Origin of the sequence: Janthinobacterium sp. CG3 (assembly GCF_000344615.1) — a bacterium.
In the GTDB taxonomy this organism is placed as follows: Bacteria; Pseudomonadota; Gammaproteobacteria; order Burkholderiales; family Burkholderiaceae_D; genus Janthinobacterium.
The window spans coordinates 93,686-116,584 of the sequence record NZ_KB467826.1 but is presented as its reverse complement, the minus strand read 5'-3'; the positions used below and the strand labels follow the sequence as shown (position 1 = coordinate 116,584).

The following is a 22,899-nucleotide window of genomic DNA, read 5'->3' as shown; positions in this document are numbered from 1 at the left end:
GCGTGTCAGTCTTCATGGATGCGGCCGAGCGCCAGGTCTGCAGCAAACTGGATGTACGGCTCGTCGGCGAAGCGGTCCTTGAGCCTGGCCAGCGCCGCGACTGCCGCGGCGCTGCCGACCTCACTGAGCAGGTCCAGTGCGGTTCCGCAGACATTGACGTGCGGCTCCGTTTCGATGACGTCGATCAACCACGACTCGACGTCCGGGTGGCACAGCGATTCGAGGATATTGACAGCGAAGATGCGCACATCCGGGTCAGGGTCGGCCAACAGGATTTGCATGATCGGCGCCACTTCGTCGGGCAGCTGCTTCATCGCCTCGATCGCCTCGTTGCGCAAGGCCGCGTCCTCGCTACGCAGGCAATCGACCAGCCCGGCGACCGCCGTTGCATCGCCGAGACGGGTCAAGGTGGTGAGGATCACTTCCCGCACGGATAGATCGCCCTCGCGCTTGAGGCGATCGACCAGCGCCGCGGCGGCGTCCTGGCACTTGACGAGATCGCGTGCCGCCCAGCGCCGGGCGCCGGCGTTGCCGTCCTCCAGACCCGCAATCAGGTCCGGACATTCCCTCAGCTGCCTGCGATCTTCATGGGCGACAGACGCGGTGTCTTTTTTCTTGATGAATGCCATTTCATTTTTCCTTTATCGCCCGGCCCATACATTGAGCTGGGCGGCGATTTTCTCCGCCGCTAGAACCAGGCTGGCGCCGCGTTTTTCGATCAGTTCCCTGGGCATGCCAAACACCACGCAGGACGCTTCCGATTCGGCGATGGTGCGCCCGCCGCGTTGCTTGATCTCGGCAAAAGCATCGGCGCCGTCGTGCCCCATACCTGTGAGCATCACGGCCATCACCCGTGCCGGGTCGCAGTGCTCCAGCACTGAGCGACCGAGCAACTCTACCGAGGGGTGCCACAGGTGCTGCGAATTTTCCGGCTTGGGCAGCACGGTGAGCCGGTCGGCCCGCATCGCTACCACCATGTCGGCGCCGCCCTTGGCGATATAGACGGTGCCCGGCTCGACCGGCATCGGTGACGCGGCCTCGACGACCCGTAGCGCGCAGACCCTATTGAGCCGTTCGGCAAAGGATTTGGTAAACGCCGCCGGCATGTGCTGCGCCACCAGCACCGGCCAGGGGAAGTCGGCAGGCAATTCCGGCAATATCGCCTCCAGCGTGCTTGGCCCGCCGGTCGATACACCGACGACGACCAGGCCTTCCGCCGCGATGCTGCGGCGCACAGCCACGGGACGGGACGCGATCTTCTCGCGCTCTTCGCGCATGGACTGGGCCAGCCCCCTGACGGCGGATCCTTTACCCTTGATGCGCGCACGGGCGGCGGCACGCACCTTACCCACGAGCTCTTCCGTGATCTTGTCGATCGACAGCGAAATGGTGCCGCCCGGTTTGACGATGTAATCGACCGCCCCGAGATGGAGCGCCTCGAAAGTGGCGAGCGCCCCTTTCTCGGTCAGCGACGACACCATGACCACTGCCACCGGGCGCTCGGCCATGATGAGCGAGAGGGCCGTGAGGCCGTCCATCTCCGGCATATTGATGTCGAGCGTGACCACGTGCGGCTGAAATGCGCGGTTTTGCTCGACCGCCTCGCGGCCGTTTCTCGCCTGGCTGATCTCGAATCCGCCAGCTGCCGCGAAGATCTGCGTCAGCTGGCGCCGCATCAGCGCCGAATCGTCGACGATGAGAAGCTTGATCACGGCTTGCCCGCCCCCACGGTGGCGAGCGACGTCAAGTCCTCGCCTTCGACCAGATAGGCAGGTTCGAGCAACTGCACCATGCGCTTTTGCGGCTCCATGTTGGCCATGCGCGACAGTAGCCGCCCTTGTCCGCTCGACAGTTGCGGCGACGGTTCGATCATCGACTTGGGGATTTTCAGCACTTCGGCCACCTGGTCGACGATGAAGCCGGTACGCACGTCGGCAATCAAGAACACCATGATGCGCTGGTTGTCGGCGCGTTCCACCCGCGCCAGCCCCAGGCGCAGGCGCAGGTCGATCACCGGCAGCACGCTGCCGCGCAGGTTGATGACGCCTTCGACGAACGCCGGCGCCCTCGGCACATGGATCAGTTCTTCCGGCACGCGCACGATCTCCTGCACGCTGTTGATGGGTACGCCGAACTCTTCCTTGCCCAGGCGAAACACCACCACCTGTTCGTCGTCGTCCAGATCCTCATCCATGTCGGCCGCGTCGGCGCCGGTGTTGCGATCGGTATCGTTCACGGTAGTCAATGCCTCCTTGATGGCGGAATGGTCGAACAGGTTGCGCACGGTGATGATGGAGACCAGCCGCTTGCCATCGTCGAGCCGGCAGATATCGGAAATGTCGGCAAGGTCACCCTCCCTGGCGAGCAGGGCGGGCATGACGTCGACGCAGCTCTTGGCCACCCGCAGCACTTCGCTGACCCCATCGACCGCCACGCCGACCGACGTGCCGCCCAGGGCCAGCACGACGATGCGGTTTTTTTCGTCCAATGGCTGGTCGGGCAGGCCGAACATGCGGCGCAGGCTCACCAGCGGCAACAGCCGGCTGCGCAGCGTCATCACGCCGATGACGTGCGACTGCGCGTGCGGCACATGGACGATCGTGTCGGGCACCTGGACGATCTCCTGCACGTCCGCGATGGCGATCGCGTACTCCTGCCCGGCCACGTGAAAGCTCACCAGTTGCAGCTCATCGCTCGCCGCCGCTTCCTCGGTATCGTCGGCGCTGCTGGCCGTCAAGCCGGCGGCCATGGCGCTCCCTTTGGCGAGGCCGGCGATGTGCGCGAACTCACGCGCGATGAGCTTCTCGAAATCCAGCACCATGATCATGGCGTGGCCGCCCACACCCTTGATGAGTCCGGAAATCAGGTCGGTATCGACCGTGCTCCGAATCGAGCCAACATCCTCGATCTGGTTGGGCTCGACCCCGACCACGCTGGCCACCCGGTCGACCACGAACCCAAGCGGCTGCCCGACGTCGATCACCACCGCACGCGTGGTGTCGTCATGCTCCTTTTCGGGAAAACCAAACATGCGGCGCAGCGAGATGATGGGCAATACTTTGCCGCGCAGGTTGGCCAGGCCATCGAGCGTGGCCGGCGCCAGCGGCACCCGCACCACCTCGGGCAGGCGGATGATTTCCTGCACCGGCGCCATGTCCACGGCGAACACCTCTCCGCCAGTGATGAAGGTGACAAACTGCCGTGTCTCGGAGACCAGTTCTTCGAGACCATCGTCCCCGGCGTGCGACTCGGGCACCCGCTGTTCAATCGTTTCTGTTGTCATGATGGCGCCCCTTTACGCTGCGCTTTGCAGTTCGTCGGCCAGCGAGGAAATTTCCTCGATGGCGGAGGCCAATTCCTCGGCGCCCTTCGACTGCTGGGTGGCAGCGCCGGCCGCTTCGGTGGCGGCTTTCTCGGCTTGCTGGGAGGCGCTGGAAATCTGCTCGATGCCGCGCTTCGCCTGACCGATGGCAGCGGCAATTTCCTGGGACGCGGAGAGAATTTCTCGTGTCCCCTGGTCGACCACGAGGATGTCCGCTTCGATCTGAACCAGGTTCGCGGTCGAGGCTTTGGCCCCTTCCACTTCGCTGAGGGCGGACTTGACGATCCCGTCGAGATCGGCACTGACCGCAGCGATCTGATCCTGTACGGCCTTGACCAGGTCCTTGATGCGGTCGGCGTTTTCCGCCGAGTCGCGGGCAAGGTTGCGAATGTCGGTCGAGACCACCACGAAGCCCTTGCCGAATTCGCCGGCACGCGCCGCTTCGATCGAGCCGTTCACTGCCAGCATGTTGGTCTGGATCGACACGGTGGTGATCGCTTCGACAATCTTGTTGATGCGGCGCGACACCTGCTCCAAGTCCTTGACCTGCTTGATGCTGTCTTGCGTGCCCATGACTGAGGCGGTAATTCCGCGGATCAGCTCATCGACTGACGTCTTGTTGACGGCAAGGGTGGCGAGCACGTTCTTCACCTTTTCGCCGCCGTCCGTGGCGCGCTGCTGCGCCAGCTCGACACCGCGTTCGATCTGGGTGACCGCAGCGGCGGACTGTTCGCACGCCGCCGCCGAGGTTTGCGCGCCCTTCCGGATCTGCTCGATCGCGGCCATGATCTGAGCGCTGGCGCTGTTGATCTCCTGTACCGCGGACGAGAGTTCCTCCGCGGAAGAGGCGACTTCCTCGGCGCTCTTGGCCACATCGGTGGAGTTTTTTAAGTCTTCGGCCAGTTCGGCCATGGCCTGGGTGGCCTGCTCGGACTCGGCCAGCGCCTGGGATTGCTGCTGGACGGTCTTGGCGGTTTCCTCGGCAGCGGCCGATTGCTCCAGGGCCGCGGCGGCGATTTCCTCCGAGCCCTTCAAGGCTTGCTGGGCGGCGGCGTCCGACTGCTTGGCGCCGGTGGCGATTTCCGTGATGCCGCGCACCACTTCGATCACGTCGGTACGGATAGCCTCAAGCTGCAAGGTGATCACCTTGCCTTTTTCGACTTCGCCTTCGATCGCCTTGGCCGAGGAGTTGATGCCGTCGGCGATGGCCTTGACATCCACCTGGATATTGCCCACCAGGTCTTGGATCAGCTTGGCGCTCTTTTCCGAGGTTTCAGCCAGGGTCCGCACCTCGTCGGCGACCACGGCAAAGCCCTTCCCATGCTTGCCGGCACGGGCGGCCTCGATGGCCGCGTTCAGGGCTAGCAGATTGGTCTGGTCGGCAATCCGCGCCACCGCCTTGACGATGTCGCCGATGTTGGCAGCCTGTTTTTCCAGCTCCACCACCATCGCTACGGAGGCAATCTGGCGTTGCCCGGCCACGGCGACGTTGGTAATGAGGCTGGCAATGTCCGAACCGGTTTTGGTGACCAGGGTCTGAGCGACCTGCATTTTGGTCTGGCTGATGTCGGCATTGCGCAACTGGAGTGCAATGGCGCCAATGACCTGATTGAAAGCGGTCATCGATTCCTGCGCCGCGCCCGAGGCCTGCTCGGCGCCGGTGGCGATCTGGTCGGCAGCGCGCTTCAACTCCTCGGCGGCAGAGGCCGCCTCGTTGATGCCGGAAGACAACTGCCCGGTGGCGGCGGCGATGCGCTCGGCCGCCTGCTGCTGCTTGCCGAGCGTGCGCGCCCTTTTGCGCTGGACTTCTGCGTCGCGCGCGGATGCGGCGCTCGGTTTGCCGCTGTCACGCTCAAACGCGGCGGGGATTTTATTGGTAAGTTTCTTAACGATAGCCATGGAGTTATTCCTTGAGGTTGCTTGCAAACGACGAACGAAATGGATGTTGCACAAATAAACTGAGGCCGTAGAACCTCTTTCCCCCAGACGAATTTAGGGCGTACACACAGTCGTTCCCCGCCGCGCGACGCGGTTCAACAGTACGGGGCTGTTGGGGATACGCGTGACGCTTTCATCATCGCGCAACTCTTGGACATGCTGGTCATCGGGTCATCGAGGGGAATTCACGAGTGTCTGGCTGTAGTGTCATACCTTTTTTAGCCTACTTATGGTCGGAGATGTGGGTGGTCGTCAACGGCAATAAAGGACTTGCATCGATTGAGTCGGAGTTGTCGATTGCTGGCCGGCGGAACCGGCCGCGTCAGGCGTGTGTTGAGCTTGACGCTTGCGATGGTCATTGTCTCTTTGCCACTCGTTTCCTGAGCGCTCAATCTGTAAAATAGTCCAGAGTATACGTCCAAAAGAAAAAGTGTCATGTGGAAATATTGTACCATCCACGCAACGATCGTTTTTTTTGTATATGCGTAATCAGGGGCAGGCTGGCCAGGGCAGTTGCGCAGCGCGGCAAACGTGCTTCGGTCATGGTCAGCCCGAGTCGCACCGTCAGCGACTGGCCGGCATGGCGCGGCCAACTTCATGGGCCTCATTGACCGATGTCCACACCTGTCCGGGCAGCGACCGCAATTCGGCCCACAGCGCGGAGATCGACGACGCCCAACTGCTGCCGAGCCTGTTTGAACTGAAGGTGGGTAGCTTCTACATCGCGCTGGCGGGCGTACCGGACCGGTGCGCGTGCTCAAGATCATTCGCGAGCAACTCAAGCCCGGCGTGCGCATCTTCGTCGGGGTCGTCGCGCCGATCGATCCGCACATCAAGACGGCGCAAGAAGTGTGCGACTGCGTGTTCGAGGCGGCGTAGTACATCCCGCTGTCCCCAGCTCGGCAGCACCGACGATTACGGCTTCTCGCGGTGCTGCGACGACACCTCGACCACGCGCGACACCGCGCTTTCCAAGATATGGGCGCGCATCGACGGCACCGCGATGGCGGCCGAAATCCTCGGCGGCAGGCCGTGAGTTTCGCCGACGACGAAGAGCCGATGCCGCGCTCGGTAGTGCTGCAGAACGCGCAGAGCATCCTGCAGGTGCGCCAGCACAGCGACGATGCCCTGCTGCTGGCCAAGCGCGACCTCGAGTTCAATGCCGCGCAGCTGGCGCAATCGCTGGCGACCATGCGCGCCACGGTGGAGTCGACCATCGACGTCATCCTGGCGGTCGACGGCAAATGCCGGGTCAGCGCTTTCAATGCGCGCCTGGCCGACATGTTCGGGCTGCGCCAGGTGCTGGCGTCCGGCGCCGATCACCGCCAGCTGGTGCGCCGGATCAGCGTCCAGTTCAATGATGCCGAGCAGTTCCTGGCCAGACTGCAGGGCATCGATGGCTCGCCGCTGCCGGAAAGCTACGACCTGCTGGAACTGGCCGACGGCCGCGTGCTCGAGCGCTTCTCGCAAATCCATGTGCTCCCGTCGCTGCCCAAGGGCGGGTCGGGAGCTTCCGCGATATCACCGAGCGGCGCGACGCCGAGGTGGCCTTGCGCGCGCCTTCAAGCGTGCATCCTGTCGGCCAGTATGCGAGGCTATGTGTCATTTTCAGAAGGCGACTGCACCATTTTGCTGGCCCAGACGGCGACTGTGCACACGAGTCCTGACTTACTTTTGTCAGTAGCCGTCTTCGCCATCATCGTCTATGCTTAATACTCCTATGCACAGAAGTGAGGTGCGGGCGTGGCAACAGAAATACAGCGCATAGCCGAGCAAGGGGTCTTGACACTTCCTGATGCCGTTTGGGAGCGGGCGCGACAACGAATGGATGTCGTAGGGCCGCTTGGCAATCTACCGGACTTAACAGAATCTGACTTCAGCATGGCTTCTGCGTCATGGGCCTGTGTGGCTTCGACTGCTGGGGGCGGGGTTTGGATGCGCCGGGTCGGTGTCGGTAAGTGGCGCCCGCGATGAGTTCCATGAGCTGTTGGAGCTGTTGCGCAGCCGCCCTGCCCAGCAGTAGCGCCGGAAGCAGCGGCTTGAGCGCAGTGTGGGCGTAGGCGCGGTTGATACGATGTGTCTGTGGCAAGCCAGCTTGGGCGCGTGAAGCCGCCACCGTCAGTGCCTGCAGATTGTCGCAAACGACTTTGGCAGCGAAGTCCTGCAGCACCGCCAACTGGGACAGCCCGGTGACATGCTCCAGATTGAGGCGGTGCTTCAGGCGCTTGAAGGGGTTCTGTCGCGTTGTTGATCAAACGGCGGAAATTGGCCGAAAACGGAGCTGCTCCCCTCAAACTGGACGGACCACTCCTGCCATCGCAGAAAATTGGTCGGCGAACGACATCGCCTCAGCGCCGTCGATCTCGAACTGACCTTTGCGGATCATGTGCATCAGCTCTATTCCAGCCAGCACCGAACTGGCGGACCGGAACGATTTGAAGTTGAGCATGGGCCTGGTCATCCGCTTGATGGCGCGATGGTCCTGCTCGACGATGTTGTTGAGGTATTTGACTTGGCGCACCATAATCTGGACGTCGCGACCAGCGTTGACCTCGTCGATCGCCGCCTTGTTGGCACCGCTCTTGTCCATCGCGATCTTGTCGGGATCGCCGTTCGCCCCCATCGCCTTTTCGAAGAAGCGCTTCGCTGCAGCCATGTCGCGCTTGGCTGTCAACAGGAAGTCGACGGTCTTACCCTGCTTGTCGACAGCGCGGTAGAGGTATTTCCAGACCCCTTTGACCTTGATATAGGTCTCATCCATTCGCCAGCTGCCACCGACCGGGCGCTTGTGTTTCCGGGCCATCTTTTCGATGAGCGGCAGGAAACGAACCGCCCACCGGTTGATCGACGAATGGTCGACCGACACGCCGCGCTCTTCCATCATCTCCTCGAGGTGCCGGTAACTCAGCGGGTAGGCTGCATACCAACGGATGCAGACCAGGATCACATCGATAGGAAAGCGCATCCCTTTGAAATTGATCATATCGATTCGTCATGAGTTCGGGCGCCGCAGTTTACCTGATTGGTCAGTTGACGTTCGCTAATGCGACAGAACCCGATGCCTTCCTCAGTCGCCCACCGCAAGGCGGCGTCGAGCCCGGCGTCGCCTGTCACGTCCTTGCCGGCGTCGCGCACGGCGCTGACCATGCGCTTGCTGGCCTTGCCGATCCCGCCGAACTGGCTCAGGTAGGGCAAGGTCATCGTCAGCGGCTGGGTCAAGTTGACCATGGCTGACGCCACCGAGCCGCCCAGGAACTGGGCGAACATCAGGCCGCCCAGTTTGACGCCGGCGCTCTCCGGATTTTTGATGTGGTCGCGCAGTTGTACCGCCGCGTCCATCAGCTCGCCCTGCTGCTTGGGGATTTCTGTGACTGCGGCGTCGATTTCGCCGAGGTGCGCGTTGCCGGCCGTCAGGCGCGCGTTCGAATAGATGAATCCGGCGAGCACGCGGCCGGCATCCTCGCTGAAGCCGGCAATGCCCTTGCGTTGGATCAGACGTTTCATCGAGCTGCGGTTGTTCTTGGCCAGCTTCAGGTAGGTTTGGTATACCTCGGTGCTCTTGGCGTCGGCCTGGCTGTCTAGGCCCACCATCGAGCCGAACAACTCGATCGTCTCCGGCGAAACGCCGGCGAACATCTTGTATCCGTCTTCCGACACGGTGCCGTGGCGCACATCCGCGTCAGGGAATTCGGCGCGCATCTTGCGCGCCATCTTCGACGCCTCGAACTGGGATTCAAACATCCCGAAGTATTCCTGTTCGCCGTTCTCCTCCACATAGACGGTGTATTTGCCGAAGCGCGACAGCGGCGCGTAGCCGCGGGCCATCAGGTCGGCGCCCTTGTCGGCCACGTCCATGATCTGCTTGGCCGTGTCCAGGTGCATGTTGATCGTCTCCGGGTTGGCCCTGGCCAGCGCTATGAAGTGGTCGCGCAGCAGCTCGCCGGCGTTGCTGATATCGCCGGTGCCCACCGCCTTCTCTAGCATGCCCTTCGCGTCCTTGCCGCCCAGCTTCACCATTTCGCTGATCGACAGGTTGGTCAGGCTCTTGTCGGTCGCGGCGCGGAACTCGCGGTACTGGCCGATCTGCGCATCGGTCAGGCGGAACATCGCGCGCAGTTCGGCGCCGGACCAGACCAGACCGGTCTTGAGTTGCGTCTCGTTGAAGCGGCGAGTAATCGTCTCCTCGTAAAAATCGAGCGGGCTGTTGCGCCAGGCCTTGTTCTGCTCGTCGTCGATGATGCGCTTTTGCAGCAAAACCTGCGCCTTCTGGTCGACGGTCAGCAATGCCGCGCGGTCCTCCAGCTCCTTGACCTTGATCGGGTCGCCGTGCTCGTCGCGCGCCCAGACCAGCGTGCCCTCGAAGATCGGCGCGCCGATCGCCTTGGTGTCGGCGGCCGTCAGCGGCTTCTTGCGCGCGGCGCCGAAAATGTCGCCGACGTTCTCCAGCTTCGGCAGCAGCGTTGGCGCCAGGTCGGCCGCCACCACCGCATAGCGGGAGACGTCGCCGATGAAGCTTTGCACCGCCTCGTACACCTTCCCGAACGCCGGCGCGCGCTTGGCCAGGTTGTCCATGGTGCCGATGCTCTTGTGCCACCAGTTGAGCTTACCGGAATCGTTGAACAGGTCGCCAACGAGGTAATTGGCCGGCAGGCGCACCGCGTTGATGCTGTTGGCGGCGCCGCCCAGCGCGACGCCCAAGCCGGCGCGGCTAAAGCGGATATCCGCGCTGCCCGCGTCGAAGCCGCCGGCGTTGCCGATCGCGGATTTGACGGCAGAAGGGGAGAACGCAACGAGCTCCTGCGAGCCGTCTTCGAAATTGAGCGCCACGCCGTCGTAGCCCGCGGCCTTCAGGTCGTCCGTGAACTGCTCAATATCTGCGCGGCTCGCACGGCTCAGCTTGCTTTTGACCGCCGAAGTGGCGATAAATGGATTGCGCACGGCGATGAACAGCGGGGCTATATTGGGTTTGTCGGCGCCGTTTTTCAGGCTGGCGTAGCTGTGGGCCAGGTCGGCGTCCGTGGTGGCGTAGACGCCGGTGCCGAGCCAGCCGTGGTCCTTGCGGTCGCCATGGCTCAAATCGAAGGAATCGATATCGGCCCGGCTACCGTGGTAGTAGATTACCGGCTCTTGCGCAGCGCGCGCGTGCGCTCCTCCACCTGTTGCAGATTCTGGGCTTCCAAGCGCTCGAACGGGTCCAGACTGTCCGGGGAAGGTGGGGGGCCGTCCGGCAGGAACGTCATCACGGCCCGCGTGAACTCCTTCTGCGTCTTGGCTTTGCCGCTCGCCTTGATGAACTGCCGATTCGATTCCGTCCGCTGCATGTTCGTTCTCCCAGTGCCCATAATAATGTTTGAAGTTAGGCGTCTTGGTGATGATCCACTGCGGATAGCTCAGTAATGTCCCGCCGGCCGCCTTCAGTTCGCCATAAGCGGCGCGCCCACCGTATTGTAGTTCCGCGGCGGCGAATTGGCGAGCGGCATCCTGCTGGCGATCAAGGGCGGCCTGGCCGCCGCCAACGGGATCGCGGGAGAAAAGGGCGCGCTCGTCGACGGGCATGTCCTGCTCGACTCCTTGCACATGCTCGGCCCAGGTCGCCACCATGATGGCGCGCACGGCCGCCACGTCGCCAACCAGCGTCGCCACGTCAAAGCGCGAGCCGCGCAGGCTTCCAATCACTTGCGTGGCCAGCTGCATGAATTTGTAGGCGACTTGGCGGAACAGGTTGCGGTCCGCCTTGGCCATGTCGGACCAGAATACCGGATCGATCCACATGGCGCCGTTGATGTCGGCCAGCACTTCGCCTTCGGCTTTCCGCTCCGACACAGGCATGTGCCCGCTCTGGGCCTGCTCCTGCGCTTGGCGGTCCCGCACCACCCCGTCCTTCAGGTAGGTGCGGATCTGCGCGCGCAACTGCTTGCTCAACTCTGGATTGCCTTGTTCCAGGGCGTGCAGCGTTTCGTGGCCGGCAATAGCGAGTTCGGTATTGCGCATACCTTCCGCGATGTAGGCCACGCCCTTGTAGGCGACGCCTTCGAAGTCGTCGTTTTTGCTGACGTAATGCACTTTGATGCCGAATACGTTACCGATTTGGCGCGCGAGCGCGAAGCCGGCGCTGGGCGCAGCGCGCAGCGCGCGCACGGGGGCCATCCCGGCTTTCTCCAGCTGCTTGTTCAACATCTGCGTGTCTTTCATCGCTTGCAGCAGCTCCAGGCCGGTTAGCGCTGCCGGCGCCGTCGATGCGGCGCCGTCCTCGGCCTGCGGCGTCGGGGCCGCCGGCAGGTAGGTATTGTCGACATCGCGGAAATAGTCGGCGTCCCGGCTGAACAAGGGGACGTCGGCCGGCGCCGCCGGCACGCCGGTGCTGCCGTCGGCGTTGATCTGGACTGCGGGCGCGACGAAGGCGGCCGCCGCCTGTATGCCTTCGTGGTGCAGCTCTTCTTCGAGACGCTTCAGCTCAGCATACTTCTCGGCCAATTCTTGTTGATACTCGAAGGGCGCGCCCATTTTCTTCCGCAGGCGCACGATGTCCGTTTCATTGCTGGCCTTGCGTCGGCGGGCCTGTTGCAGCTCGGTTTCGACCCCGTTGATTTTGTTGACGACGCGGCGCGCCAGTCCGGTCGCGTCGACCTCGGCGCCCAGCCCCTCACCCATGGCGACGTGCATCTGCAAGTCGCCCACATGGATGGACAGCTCGAAGTTGCCTGTCAGTTTTTTTGACTCCGGCTCGCGCGAACCCTCCAACGTGACCACCAGCCCGTCGCCCAGGGTGGCGATCTGGCGTTCGTTCGCCGCGGCAGGGTGCGTCACCGCGTCGGCGGCCGTTTGGTTGAAGGCTGACTTCAGCGCCTGGCCAAACTCGCCCATTTTGTCGTATTCGGCGGCGCCCACTTTCGCGCTCGTGAACGTGAACAGCCGCTCGCCGACGATTTTGAAGGCGGCGCCGTAGGTGGCGACGGCGCGGTCGGCGCTCGTAACTTCCCATTCGGCGTTGCGCAAGGCGCTGCGCACGGCGATTTGTTCGTTGGCCTGGGCCGCCTGCAGGCGCTCGAAGCGTTCGACGTCCTGCTTCAAGCCGGCAAGCTGGATCGCGCGCGGATCGCCGGAGGCGACGGCGGCGGCCTGCTCGAACAACGAGGCTTCGCCCAAGTCGTCCATGCTGCGCATCGACTTGTCGCCCATGAACGCCTGGTCGATGAAGCGCTGCTTGCGCGCCACCATCTGCCACATCGTCGATTGGTAGGTGCCCTTGGTGGTGTACCACTCGATGGCCACCTCGTCGTTTTGATTGCCCTGGCGGATGATGCGCCCGTGCGGCTGCTCGACGTCGGCCGGGAACCACGGCGGATCTTGGTAGTGCAGCACGGCGAGGCGTTTTTGCACGTTCACACCGGTGCCCATCTTCTTCGCCGAGCCGATCAAAACGCGGATCTGGCCGCTGCGCATGGCCTTGAAGATCGCTTCCTTCTTGGCGTCGGTGTTGGCGTCCTCAAACCACGCGATGTGCGCGCGCGCGATGCCGCCGTCCGTCAGGCGCTTGGTGAACGCCGCGCGGGAATTGAAGCCGCGGTTCTTCTGCGATTGCTCGCCGAAGCCCAGGTTGTAGAACACCATCTGCGTGCTGCCCTTGGTCGGCTCGGGCTTGCCGGCCTTGTCCAGATAGACGTTGTCCTTGCCGGCATGGTAGCCGGCCACGACCTTGTCGGCCATGGCGGTGATGATGCTGGCGCCGCCCTCGTCCAGCTGGCCACCGAAGAAGCGCGGATCGATGGCGGCGAAGCGGCCGTCCGTGATGATCGCTACGATCGGATCGGGGTTGTTCGGCTGCTCCTTGCTCGGCTTCCACCTCTTCGATACCGCGATGCGGGTGGAGAGCTCGGTTTTCATGTAGGCGTCGAGCGCCGCGCTTGGCGCCACGACGTTCAAGTTCGGCTTGCCGCCGATCAGATCCGGGCGCTTCACCAGCGCTCCCAGGCTCTCCGACGTGAGCACGTCCATGAACTGGCGAACGCGGCTCATCAATTCCGGCACGTTGTCGAACTTGGCGAAGCGCTCGATCAGCTCGTACTTGCCGGCCGCGTTCGGCTCCAGCGCCGGCGAGACTTCGCCGAACTGGCGCGCCCAGGCGTCGAACGTCGAAATGCCCGCGCGGTCGAGTTCGTCGGCCGCGAAGAAGCGCATGATGGTGTACAGCTCGCCCATGGTGTTGGTGACGGGCGTGCCCGAGGCGAACACCATCGCGCGGCCTGGCCGCTGCTGTTCCAGCCAGCGCGTTTTGACGTACATGTCGAGCGCGCGCTTCGACCCGTTGGGGTCGATGCCCTTGATCTGCTGGGCGGTATGAAAGTCGAGCTTGCGGAAAACGTGCGCCTCGTCGGCGAAGACGAAATCGACGCCCATGTCCTCGAACTTGATGGTCGAGTCTTTGCCGCCGGCGGCGATGATGCGGTCGAAGCGCTGGGTCACGGCCTCGATCTGCTGTTCGAGCTGGCTGCGGCGCACGCGCGAATCGTTGTCCTTGGCGGTTTCCGAGAGCTCGATCTCCAGGTCGGCCAGGATTTCGTCCCGGATCGGGGCGACGGTTTCCTCTTTCACGCCGACGCGCTGGAAGGCGTCGTGCGTGATGATGATCGCGTCGGGGCCGTTCATGGTGGCCGAGGCGATGAACGCTTTGCGGCGCTCGGCGGAAAAATTCTCGTCGTCCGCCACCATGATGTTCGCCAGCGGGTACAGCTCCATGAATTCGTTGGCGAATTGCTCGAGCATGTGGTTCGGCACCACGTAGATCGGCTTCTTGATCAGGCCCAGCCGTTTTTGTTCCATACCGGCGGCGATCATCTCGATCGTCTTGCCGGCGCCGACGGCGTGCGCGAGGTAGGTGTTGCCGGTCTGGATCATGCGCCAGATCGCGCGCAACTGGTGCGGATGCAGATTGAAGCGCAGGCTCACGCCCGGCAACGTCAAGTGCGATCCGTCAAAGCGCCGCGGCGCGATATTGTTGAAGCGCTTGTTGTAACTCTCCACGAGCTCCAACGCCCGCTCCGAGTCGGTCCAGACCCATCCCTTGAACTTGTCCTTGATCTTCCTGAGCGCTTCGTTGGCGGCGGTGGTCGCCTCCACATCGGGGATGGTCTTCTTGTTCTCGTCCCGGCTGACAATCTTCACCGAGCGGCTGTTGAGCGCCGCCTCCAGCAGCTCCGACGGCGAGCGCATGGCGGTGCCGTACTCCGCGCCGGCGCGGCGCTGGCTGCGCAGATTGCCGCCGTCGACCTGCCACGTTTCTGTGGTCGGGTCGAACGTCACGGAGCCGGCCTCGATCTCGGCGGCGAACGCGTTGACGTGCGATACCGGCACCCACGAGGCGCCCAACTTGGCGCTGATCTGGGACGGGCCGAGTTTTTCCGGCTGCACCTCGTTCAGCGCCTCGATGTTGCGCCGCAATTGCGGATCGACCCGGACGGCGAGCTCGGCCTCTTCCAGCTTGGCCACGACGTCGCCGGCGAGGTATTCATCGGCCAGTTGCCATTGCCCGTCTGGGGTTTTGTAAACCTGCTTGTCGAGCGCTTCGACCGCTTCGGGGACGGTCAGGCCGATCCGGCCGGCCACGTCGGCCAGGTCGAGCACGCCGATCGCGTCCAGCGAGACTGCCAGGGCGTCGCCGATGCTCTTGACCTCGCGCGTGACCGGCTTGCCGATGGTGCGCCCCAACATGAACGGCGACTTGACGATCTCGCCGGCCTCGTTGATGGTTTCCAGCTGGGTGAGGATCGCGGAGTCGTAGTCCTCGCGGAAGCGGCGGCGGTTTTTGAAGACGCGCGATTCCGTTTCGACGACGTTGCCTGCTTCATCGGTCGATTTACGCACTTGGATACGGAAATCATTGATGGGGCCGTGCTCCTTGCGGAACGCGTCGTAGGCTTTGTTGAGTTTTTTGAGCGCCGGCGCCCACTCGCCGTCCGTGGCCTGGGCCAGGCGCGTCGCCTGCACCAGGTCGCGCAGGCCGACATAGCCCGCAAACCACGCCTTGTCGTTCTCACTCAGCTTGACGGCGCCGTCGAGCGCGCGGCCCACGCCGTTTTCGACGCGCATGACCGAGCCGTCCTTGGCCAGATAGACTACGCCTTCGCGCGTGACGCTGGGGTCAAAATCCACCTTGGCCGTTTCGCGTTTGACGCTTTCGGCCGACTGCGACAGCACGGAATAGACGTTTTCCGGCAGGCGCTCGACGGCCAGGGCGAATTTCTCGTCCAGCTCGGCCGGGGTCTTGTCGTAGGAAACGACGGTGTAACGCTCCCCGCCGCGCCCGTTGCTGTCGATGCGCCGGCCAATGTCGTCGGTGTTGCCGGACAGGCGCTGCTGGCCCAGCACCATTTCAGGATGCTTGGCAAAATACTCGTTGACCACGACCGGACCGTCCACCGTGTCAACGGTCTGCAGGCCGCCCCACGCGGCGCCCGCCGGCGCTTCGCCGACCTGGCGCTTGCGCAGGAAAATCACATCGGTGACGACGCTTGTGCCGGCGTTGGCCTCGAACGCCGTCGAGGGCATGCGGATCGCGCCCAGCAGGTCGGCGCGGTCGGACAGGTACTTGCGCGCCTTGTCGGTCTGCTTGTCCATCGTGCCCTTGCTGGTCACGAACGCCAGCAGGCCGCCCGGGCGCACGCGGTCGATGCTCTTCGCAAAAAAGAAATCGTGCAGCATGAAGCCGTTTTTCTCGTACTCGGCGTCGCCGAAAATCTTCGTTTGCGAGAACGGCGGGTTGCCGATCGCCACGTCGAAGAAGTTTTTCGGGAATTTGCGCTTGATGAAGTCGTCGTGGAGCACGTTCTGTTCCGGCGACAGCAGTTTCGCCACCAGCGCGGTCGGGCCGTCGAACTCGATCCCGGTGTAGCGGGAGGTTTGGCGCACCGCCTCGGGCATGAGCATCGAAAACGAGCCGATGCCCATGCCCGGCTCGAACACCTTGCCGCCAGTGAAGCCGAGGCGCTGCATGGCGCTCCACACCGACCGGATGATGCCCTCGCTGGTGTAATGGGCGTACTGGGAGGATTGCAGCACGGATTTTTGCCAGTCGCGCGGCAGCGCCTCCAGGCGCTCGGCCAGCGACTTCCAGCGGGCGTCGGCGACGTGGTTCGACCAGATCAGGCGCGAAGGCTCTGCCTGCTTGGCGTAGCCGGGGGGGATGGGGAAAATCTTATTGCGGATCTCGCCGGCGCCGAATCCGACGTACTTCGACAGCAGGGTTTGTTCGTCAGGCGTTGCCGGCCGGCCTTCCTTGTCGATCTGGATGGCCAGGTCGATCAGGTCGATATTGCGCTTGGCCGTCTCGTACCAGGAACCTTCGCGGGTCAGTCCACCGGAAGCGGGTCGGAAATCGGCGCCAGGAACTCGCTCGTCACTTCCTGCCACAGCGTCATTCTGTCCGTCGGAAACTGCGTCAGCCCGGCCGCCGTCCCCCACACGCCCGACGCCATCATCTGTTCTTTTAGCAGGTCTTCCCGATTTTCGAACGCTTCCATCATCAGCTCGTCCAGCGCGAGGGCGAGCCGGTCGAGCTCCGCGGAGGGGCGCATCGCTGCCAGCGGGTCGCAGTCCTGCATCCACCGCGCGATCGAGCGCAGGCGAACTGGTTGTAGCGGTGGAATCATTTTCTTGCTCCTTTTGTTCAGTATCGGTCTTTGTGTCTGATTTTGCAACATCGCCGCGCACCAGATGTAACACGGCATCGGCGTCGACGCCGGCGACGGACGCTTCGCTGTCGGTCCCCTCGTGGTATTCGGCGATCGCGTTATAGGCCGCCTTCCACTGGCGGGCGCTGATCTGGTCCATATGCGGCGCAATGGCGGCGTTGGCGCGCATGACCTTGGCAGACTGCGAGAGCGCGTCCGCCAGGGAGCGCGCGCCACGGCGCACCAACAGCTCAATGACCTTCGACAACGCCGGCAGCAAGGCGCCGGCCGTGTGCTGTTGGCCTGTGATGTTGAGCTTGGCGCCGAAGACGTCGCCCAGCACGTCGCCCAAGTGCGACAGCGCGTCGCTCAATTCGGCGTCGACAACGTCGGCCGGGTCAGCAGTCGGAATGAACTTGGTGCTGCGGTCGAGCGGTTTTCCGGTGTTTTGAGCGTGTTCCGGCGCAGTGCTGGCGTGCACAACAGCAGCCGGCGCCGCGACGTCTGGTGGCGCTACAGCAGATTCTACGGCCGCTGCTGGGGCAACCGGTGGCGTTAGCCCACGTTTTTCAATTTCCTTATCGATTTTTTTCGCGCGCGGCAGGCCGGCGAACATTTCCTTGGCCTGCAGGAGCTGGTCGGGAGTCATGTCCGTCACGTAGATCGCGTTGAGCTCTTGCTTGGTCAGTTTTGGCAGAGCGGGCGCGGCCGCTGTAGGTGCCGCAGGCTTTTTCCCAAACAAATGCGAGACGTCGTTGTCATCGGCAACCGTATGGCCCTTTGCCGCCGCATCCGCCAGTTCGCGCGTATGCTCCGCTTGGTCTGCGTCGGCCTGGCCCGCGCTGGTGAGCGCGTCGCCATCCGTGTCTTTAGCGATCGGCGATTGGCCGAGCCGTTTCAGCGCCACCTCAGCATAGCGCTTGGCCACCTTGTCGAGCAGGTAATAGCGGCCCAGCTCGACGTTGACCAGGGCGTATTTAGGGACAGGCGACTTTGCGATGTTCTGGATCGACTTGTAGCCCTCGGCAATCTGGCGATCGACGGCCTCCTTCCCGGTCACGATTGTGTCGTCGTTCGAGCCGGCCTTGAATTTTTGATTGCGCGCGCCCCGCTCGGCCGCTTCGTCATTATCCTGTTCCTCCTTGGCGCGGCGCGCGGCATCGGCGCGCGCCGTGACGGCCGCGTCTTGCTCGTCCGTTACGCCGGCCCATGCCTTCAATGCCGTCCAGGACGCACCTTGGGCTTTGGGCAACTTGGTGCCGGTGAACTCGGCAAAAACTTTCTTGCTCGTGTCGTTCATGCCATTGGTGATCCATTTCAACGCGTAAGCGTCTTTGGCCAGGAGGTCGCCGGCGAACCTGCGATGGAACTCCATCGGCGCTGGGCTCACACCTTCGCGGCGTTCGGCCAGTAGCGCAGCGTAGCGGGCCGCGATCGCATCGCGTTCTGGTTGAGCGGCTGGCGCCGCGGAGGGCTCATTCTGCGCACTGATCTGCTTTGCTTGGGCGGCAAAAGGCTTTTTGGTGTTGCCGTTGGACAGCCAGTCCTTGAAACCTTGGACGTCCGTTTCCGTGACCTCTTGGCCGCCGGCCCAGCCAGTGGCGTAGTTGGCCTGGTACGCCGCGCGCGCCTGCTCGGCGCTGTCGAAGCCGAGCATGACCTTGTGCTCGTCAGGCTTGCCGGTGGCCGGGTCGATCTGGTCGACCACGAACACCTTGTCGCTGGCGTGGTTGGCGCCGATGAAGGTGTCGATGTGGTCCTTGTCCATGCCCACGGTGCCCTTGATGTAGCCGTAGTGGTGCTGCATCTCGTTTTCCCACGCGGCGCCGTCCTTGTCGGTGCCGCTGCGCTTGGAGCCGACCGGGTTTTCGATCGAGATATCCAGGCCGTGCATGTTCACATGCGCTTTTTTGTAGTTGCCAGCCACTTTTTGGGCGGCGGTCGGCTCGGCCAGGTCGTTGTGGGGCGACGTCGCCGCCTCGTGCGCGGCGACGTCGAGCGCCTTGACCTCGGCCAACACGGTGCGGCGGCCGTCCGACTCCATCTCGGAGACGATGCCGGCCGCTTCCATGCTCTCCATCAGGCGCGCCGCGCGGTTGTAGCCGATTTTGAAATGGCTCTGCACGGTGGGAATGGACGCATCGCGCGAACTGAGCACCAAGGCTGCGGCCTGGTCGTACAGGTCGTCGGCGCCTGGCGCCGCCGGCGGCGCCATCTTTTTCTGGTAATACGCCTTTTGGGCGGTGCTCAGGCGGAATACCTTCGCCGAGCCCGGCTTGTGCAGGACGGCGCCGTTCGGCGTTTTCAAGCGCATGCCGGCGGCGATCGCGTCGTCGACTGCTTTGGTGTTCGCCTTGGCCGGCGCGGCGGGTGCCGGCTGGAGCTCCGGCACGACGTCGACCAGCTCGTTCGGCGCGCTCGGGATGGGAGCTGTGGCGCGAACGATTTCGGCTTGGTCGATGTCGGTCAACAGGACGTTGGCATAGCCTTCACGTCGCAATGCGGCTCGGAATGCCGATTTTTTCTGATCCGCCGGGATCGACGCATCGGCCAGCACATCGTTGCGCAGCGCCGCGCGGTTGGCTTCGGCGCGCACCTGGCGCTCGTGCTCCACGATGGTGTTGGTCGTTACGGTTTCTTGCTGCTCGAGGAGAGCGTCGGCGCGCGCCTTGGCCTGGGCTGCGGCGTGCTGCTGCTCTTGTTCTTCCGCCAGAAGCTGGCTCAACTGCGCATCTTGATCGACCGCCAAGGCATGGGCTACGGCTTCGTCACGCTGTTTCTGCTGCGCCGCGGCCTCCTCCTTCAGCATGGCCTCGAACTCTGGCCGCTGGTCTTCGGGAATTGCGGTGCGCGCGTTGTGCGCTTCCATCAGGCTCTTGAATTCGGCTTGCTCTTCGAGCGTGAATTTGCGCGCTTTGACCGATGGGATGGTGACGGTGATGCCGTTCTGGTCCGGCTCGCGGCGCGTCGGCGCGCCGCGGGCGATAGTGTCGAGCTCGGCGAGGCGGGCGCTTATTTCCTCGAACGACGGCAGTGCGGGCGCCGGCGTGGCGGCGACGGGATTTGCAGCGGCGGCGGCCTGTACAGCGTTGGCGGCGCGCGACAGCGGGCCGGTGTTCGGCAAGGGAACAGGCGGTGCTGGGGGCACTTCCGGCGCCTCGGCGCGGGGCGCGCTGTGGTTGCGCTGCATGGCGCCCATGCCGGCGCCCATCACGCCCCCAGTGACCAGGCCGGCGCCGGCCGCGCTGCCGACGCCTTTCATGCTGTCCTGCTCGCCCTGCGCGATGTTGGTGAAATACTGCTCCTGCGCCGATTGTGGCATTTCCTCCAGCACGCCCTCGCTGACAAACTCCCTGCCGGCGCGGGCGGCGATGCCGCCCTTCACGCCGGCTGAGCGCGCACCTGTGGCCAGCTCGGTCGCGGCGTCGCCCATCAGCTTGCCGGCGCCGTAGCCGATCCCACCGGTGATAGCGCCGGCGGCGATGGCCGGCAGCGCATAATCGGTGTAGTTCCGTCCTTCGGCTTGCGCAGCGTCGGCGATCTGTCCGGCGCCCTGAGCGCCCTCCGTCGCGGCGCCGGTGGCCATCAGCCTCGCTCCAGCGGCCTCGATCGCCCCGTTGGCCGCAGCGCCGCCGGCATCGGTGGCCAGCGCGGCTGTGGTGGCTTGCGCCGCAGTCTTGCCGGCCGCCAGTTCCGCCGCGCTGGCGGCAGCGCCCTCGGCGGTGGCCAGCGCGGCTTTGGTGGCGATGCCGCGCGCGATCGCGCTGGTGACGCCCATGCCGGCCAGCATGCCTGGGGCCGATTCGGCAATGCTGCCCACGATCGAGCGTGGGTTCTGGACCGATGCGGCGATCGAGTCGACGAAGCCGTCGGCTTTCTGGACTTGGGCGTCGGATGCCTTCTGGCTATCGCTCAGGTATTCGCCGAAGGCTTCGTTGGTCGCCTTTGGGTCGTATCCGATGGCGCGCATGCCCTTGCCGACCAGGCCGCCGGTGACGAGGCTACCCAGGCCGACGACGGCCGAGCCGAGGCCGACGGCGCCTTGGGCCAGCTTGATACCGACGTCGCCGGCTGTGCGGAGTACGCCGGCGCCGGCGCGCGGCTTTTCCTGCTCACCCTCCTGCTGGAGGGATGCGAGGAATGACTCGCCGGCGCCCCAGTTCGGCTGCTCTTCGGTTTGGCGCAGATAGGCTGGTGGCTGCTTATTTTTACTCATTGGGGTGAAATCCTAGATATTCTAATTTTGATTAAGTGCTTATCGAGCTGGTGCGCCCAATGGGCGCAGGCCGCCGGCAATGAAGTTGAGCGAGGGCCGGTTCGTCTGCGGCGCCTTCTTCGCGTTCCATGCGGCCCACTCTTTAGTGATGTAGCCCGGCATGCCCTCGACGTATTTGGTAGGCTCGTCCGATGCCGGTTCGCGGGCTCCAGCGGCGGGCGCGGCGTCTGCCGGCCGCGATGGCGCTGCGGCGGGGCGCTGTGGCGCTGGCCCCATCCGCGCCAGCTCGCGCTTGAGCGTTTCAATGTTCGCCGGGTCTTTTTCTTCCGATAATTCTTGCTCAATGATTCTTCGGCGCCCCTCGTCGCGCGCCGGCGCGCCCGCCTGGCTCGCGGCATTCACGGCGGCCCACTTGGCGTTGAGCGAGGTGCCGTTGCCGGCCGACGGGCTTGGTGCCGACGCGGATATTTTTTTGAGATATTCGCTGCGCAACTGGCGCAGCTTCGCCACGTCCTGCCCGGCGGCGATCTTGAGCCGGTTATCGACGTCGAATGCATAACCCAGTCCGGTCGTTGCGTCGCCGCCGTTGCTTCTGGCGCGCGACAGCGCCACAGCCTTGCCGAACTGGAGCCCGTCGCCGTCGACGGCAACAGCGCCGGTCACCGGATCTGCCGCCGTGTAGCGCTGCTTGAGGAAGGTGTCGGCCTTGTCGTCCCAAATCGGAGCCATGGCGGCGCCGGCCTTGGCATCAATCCCCCGTTCTTGCAGCCGGCGCTGGCCGCGCATGTTTTCCGCCTGGTCACGTCGGTAGTTTTCCTGCGTGTCCGCGTTCTGCTGCTGGATGGCGCGGTTGGCGGCGCCATCGGTGCGCCGGTCGTCCAGCTCCGTGCCCTTTTGGGCTTGCGTGATCATTTTGTCGATCTCTTGGTTCTGGATCATCGCCTGGGCGGTGTTAATCGTACGCACGGTGCCGTCGGCGTTCTTGACCGTGACGAGCTTGGTCGGCAGCTCGGTGCCGCCGTGCTTGAAAATCCCGTCGACGGACGATTGCACGGTCCATCCCTTCGATTGCCCGGTTTCGTTGTACGCGCGCATGGCGCCGTCGTTGTCGCCGCTTTGCAGCAGCTGGACCGCCATCGTCAGCCCTTCCTTGCGGTTGGCCTCCTGTAGCCTGTGCAGATTGATTACGCCGTCGCCTTTCCCGTCCGGTCCTTGCATGTCAATTTGTGCACGGCGCATCAAATAGTCGAGGGACTGGTTCATGCTGCGCATTTGGTTTGGCTGGACCGGCAATCCCGTTGGCGCGGCGCCTTGCTGCGCCGGGCCGGGCTGCGGGAACCCTCGCCCCGGCGCGACGGGGCCGGAATCGGGAATGGCCATCGGTGCCGCCGCTGCTGCTGGCGCCGCTGCCGCCGCCGGTGACGAACTCGGCGTCAGCTCCGTGGTTGGCGTTTCCACGGCGCTGGTTTCGGCCGTGGCGGGTTGCTCGCCAGGCGTTGGAGCGTTGACCGCCGCCGGCGCGCGTATGCCCAAGCCGGGCGCCGGCGTTGTTTTGGCTTCTTGGGGAAAAAATTCACTGTTCAGCGCAGCGATTTGCGCTTCGCGGTCGTCCTCCCGGTTCCACTTTTTTTCTTCGCGCGCGCGCGTCTTCCGCTGGAACGCGTCGTCTTCATCCCTACGTTTGATGTCCTTCGAGAATCCGTAGCCCTGCTGGAACCCGTCTATCAACCCACCGATACCGCCGAAATTTGCCATGA

The 22,899-nt window shown here is 64.0% G+C and carries 9 protein-coding genes; 2 read left to right on the top strand and 7 right to left on the bottom strand.

Annotation, left to right across the window (positions count from 1 at the left end):
• Positions 1-5: 5 nt before the first annotated feature.
• The 4 genes from JANGC3_RS0127725 to JANGC3_RS0127710 are packed head-to-tail and all read right to left on the bottom strand — an operon-like array spanning position 6 to position 5,221.
• The gene (locus JANGC3_RS0127725) at positions 6-629 is read right to left on the bottom strand and encodes a HEAT repeat domain-containing protein (RefSeq protein WP_017879756.1); all 624 of its coding nucleotides are present in this window, start codon (positions 627-629) and stop codon (positions 6-8) included.
• A gap of 12 nt (positions 630-641) precedes the next feature.
• Positions 642-1,712 (bottom strand): protein-glutamate methylesterase/protein-glutamine glutaminase, encoded by a 1,071-nt coding sequence (locus JANGC3_RS0127720; protein WP_017879755.1) that lies wholly within the window; start codon positions 1,710-1,712, stop codon positions 642-644.
• Complete coding sequence (locus JANGC3_RS0127715; RefSeq protein WP_026133610.1) at positions 1,709-3,283, bottom strand: chemotaxis protein CheW; 1,575 nt, start codon at positions 3,281-3,283, stop codon at positions 1,709-1,711. The genes JANGC3_RS0127720 and JANGC3_RS0127715 overlap by 4 nt, the downstream gene beginning before the upstream one ends.
• Positions 3,284-3,295: 12 nt before the next feature.
• On the bottom strand, positions 3,296-5,221 hold the full coding sequence (locus JANGC3_RS0127710) for a methyl-accepting chemotaxis protein (protein ID WP_017879753.1): 1,926 nt from the start codon (positions 5,219-5,221) through the stop codon (positions 3,296-3,298).
• A gap of 792 nt (positions 5,222-6,013) precedes the next feature.
• Here JANGC3_RS0127710 and JANGC3_RS34195 point away from each other — a divergent pair.
• Together JANGC3_RS34195 and JANGC3_RS0127695 are read left to right on the top strand one after the other, a co-directional pair.
• Positions 6,014-6,139, top strand: coding sequence for a hypothetical protein (locus tag JANGC3_RS34195; protein ID WP_269746290.1), 126 nt, complete (start codon positions 6,014-6,016; stop codon positions 6,137-6,139).
• 153 nt (positions 6,140-6,292) lie between these two features.
• A complete protein-coding gene (locus tag JANGC3_RS0127695; RefSeq protein ID WP_026133609.1) occupies positions 6,293-6,973 on the top strand; it encodes a hypothetical protein in 681 nt (226 codons plus the stop codon).
• 577 nt (positions 6,974-7,550) lie between these two features.
• Here JANGC3_RS0127695 and JANGC3_RS30435 read toward each other — a convergent pair.
• The 3 genes from JANGC3_RS30435 to JANGC3_RS30420 form a co-directional block, all read right to left on the bottom strand.
• Complete coding sequence (locus tag JANGC3_RS30435) at positions 7,551-8,243, bottom strand: IS6 family transposase (RefSeq protein ID WP_017879703.1); 693 nt, start codon at positions 8,241-8,243, stop codon at positions 7,551-7,553.
• On the bottom strand, positions 8,240-20,896 hold the full coding sequence (locus JANGC3_RS31070) for a PLxRFG domain-containing protein (RefSeq protein ID WP_198292120.1): 12,657 nt from the start codon (positions 20,894-20,896) through the stop codon (positions 8,240-8,242). Before JANGC3_RS31070 ends, JANGC3_RS30435 begins: the two co-directional genes overlap by 4 nt.
• Before the next feature lie 285 nt (positions 20,897-21,181).
• Positions 21,182-22,897: a hypothetical protein gene (locus tag JANGC3_RS30420; protein WP_157407091.1), complete on the bottom strand. Its 1,716-nt coding sequence runs from the start codon at positions 22,895-22,897 to the stop codon at positions 21,182-21,184.
• Between the last annotated feature and the right edge of the window lie 2 nt (positions 22,898-22,899).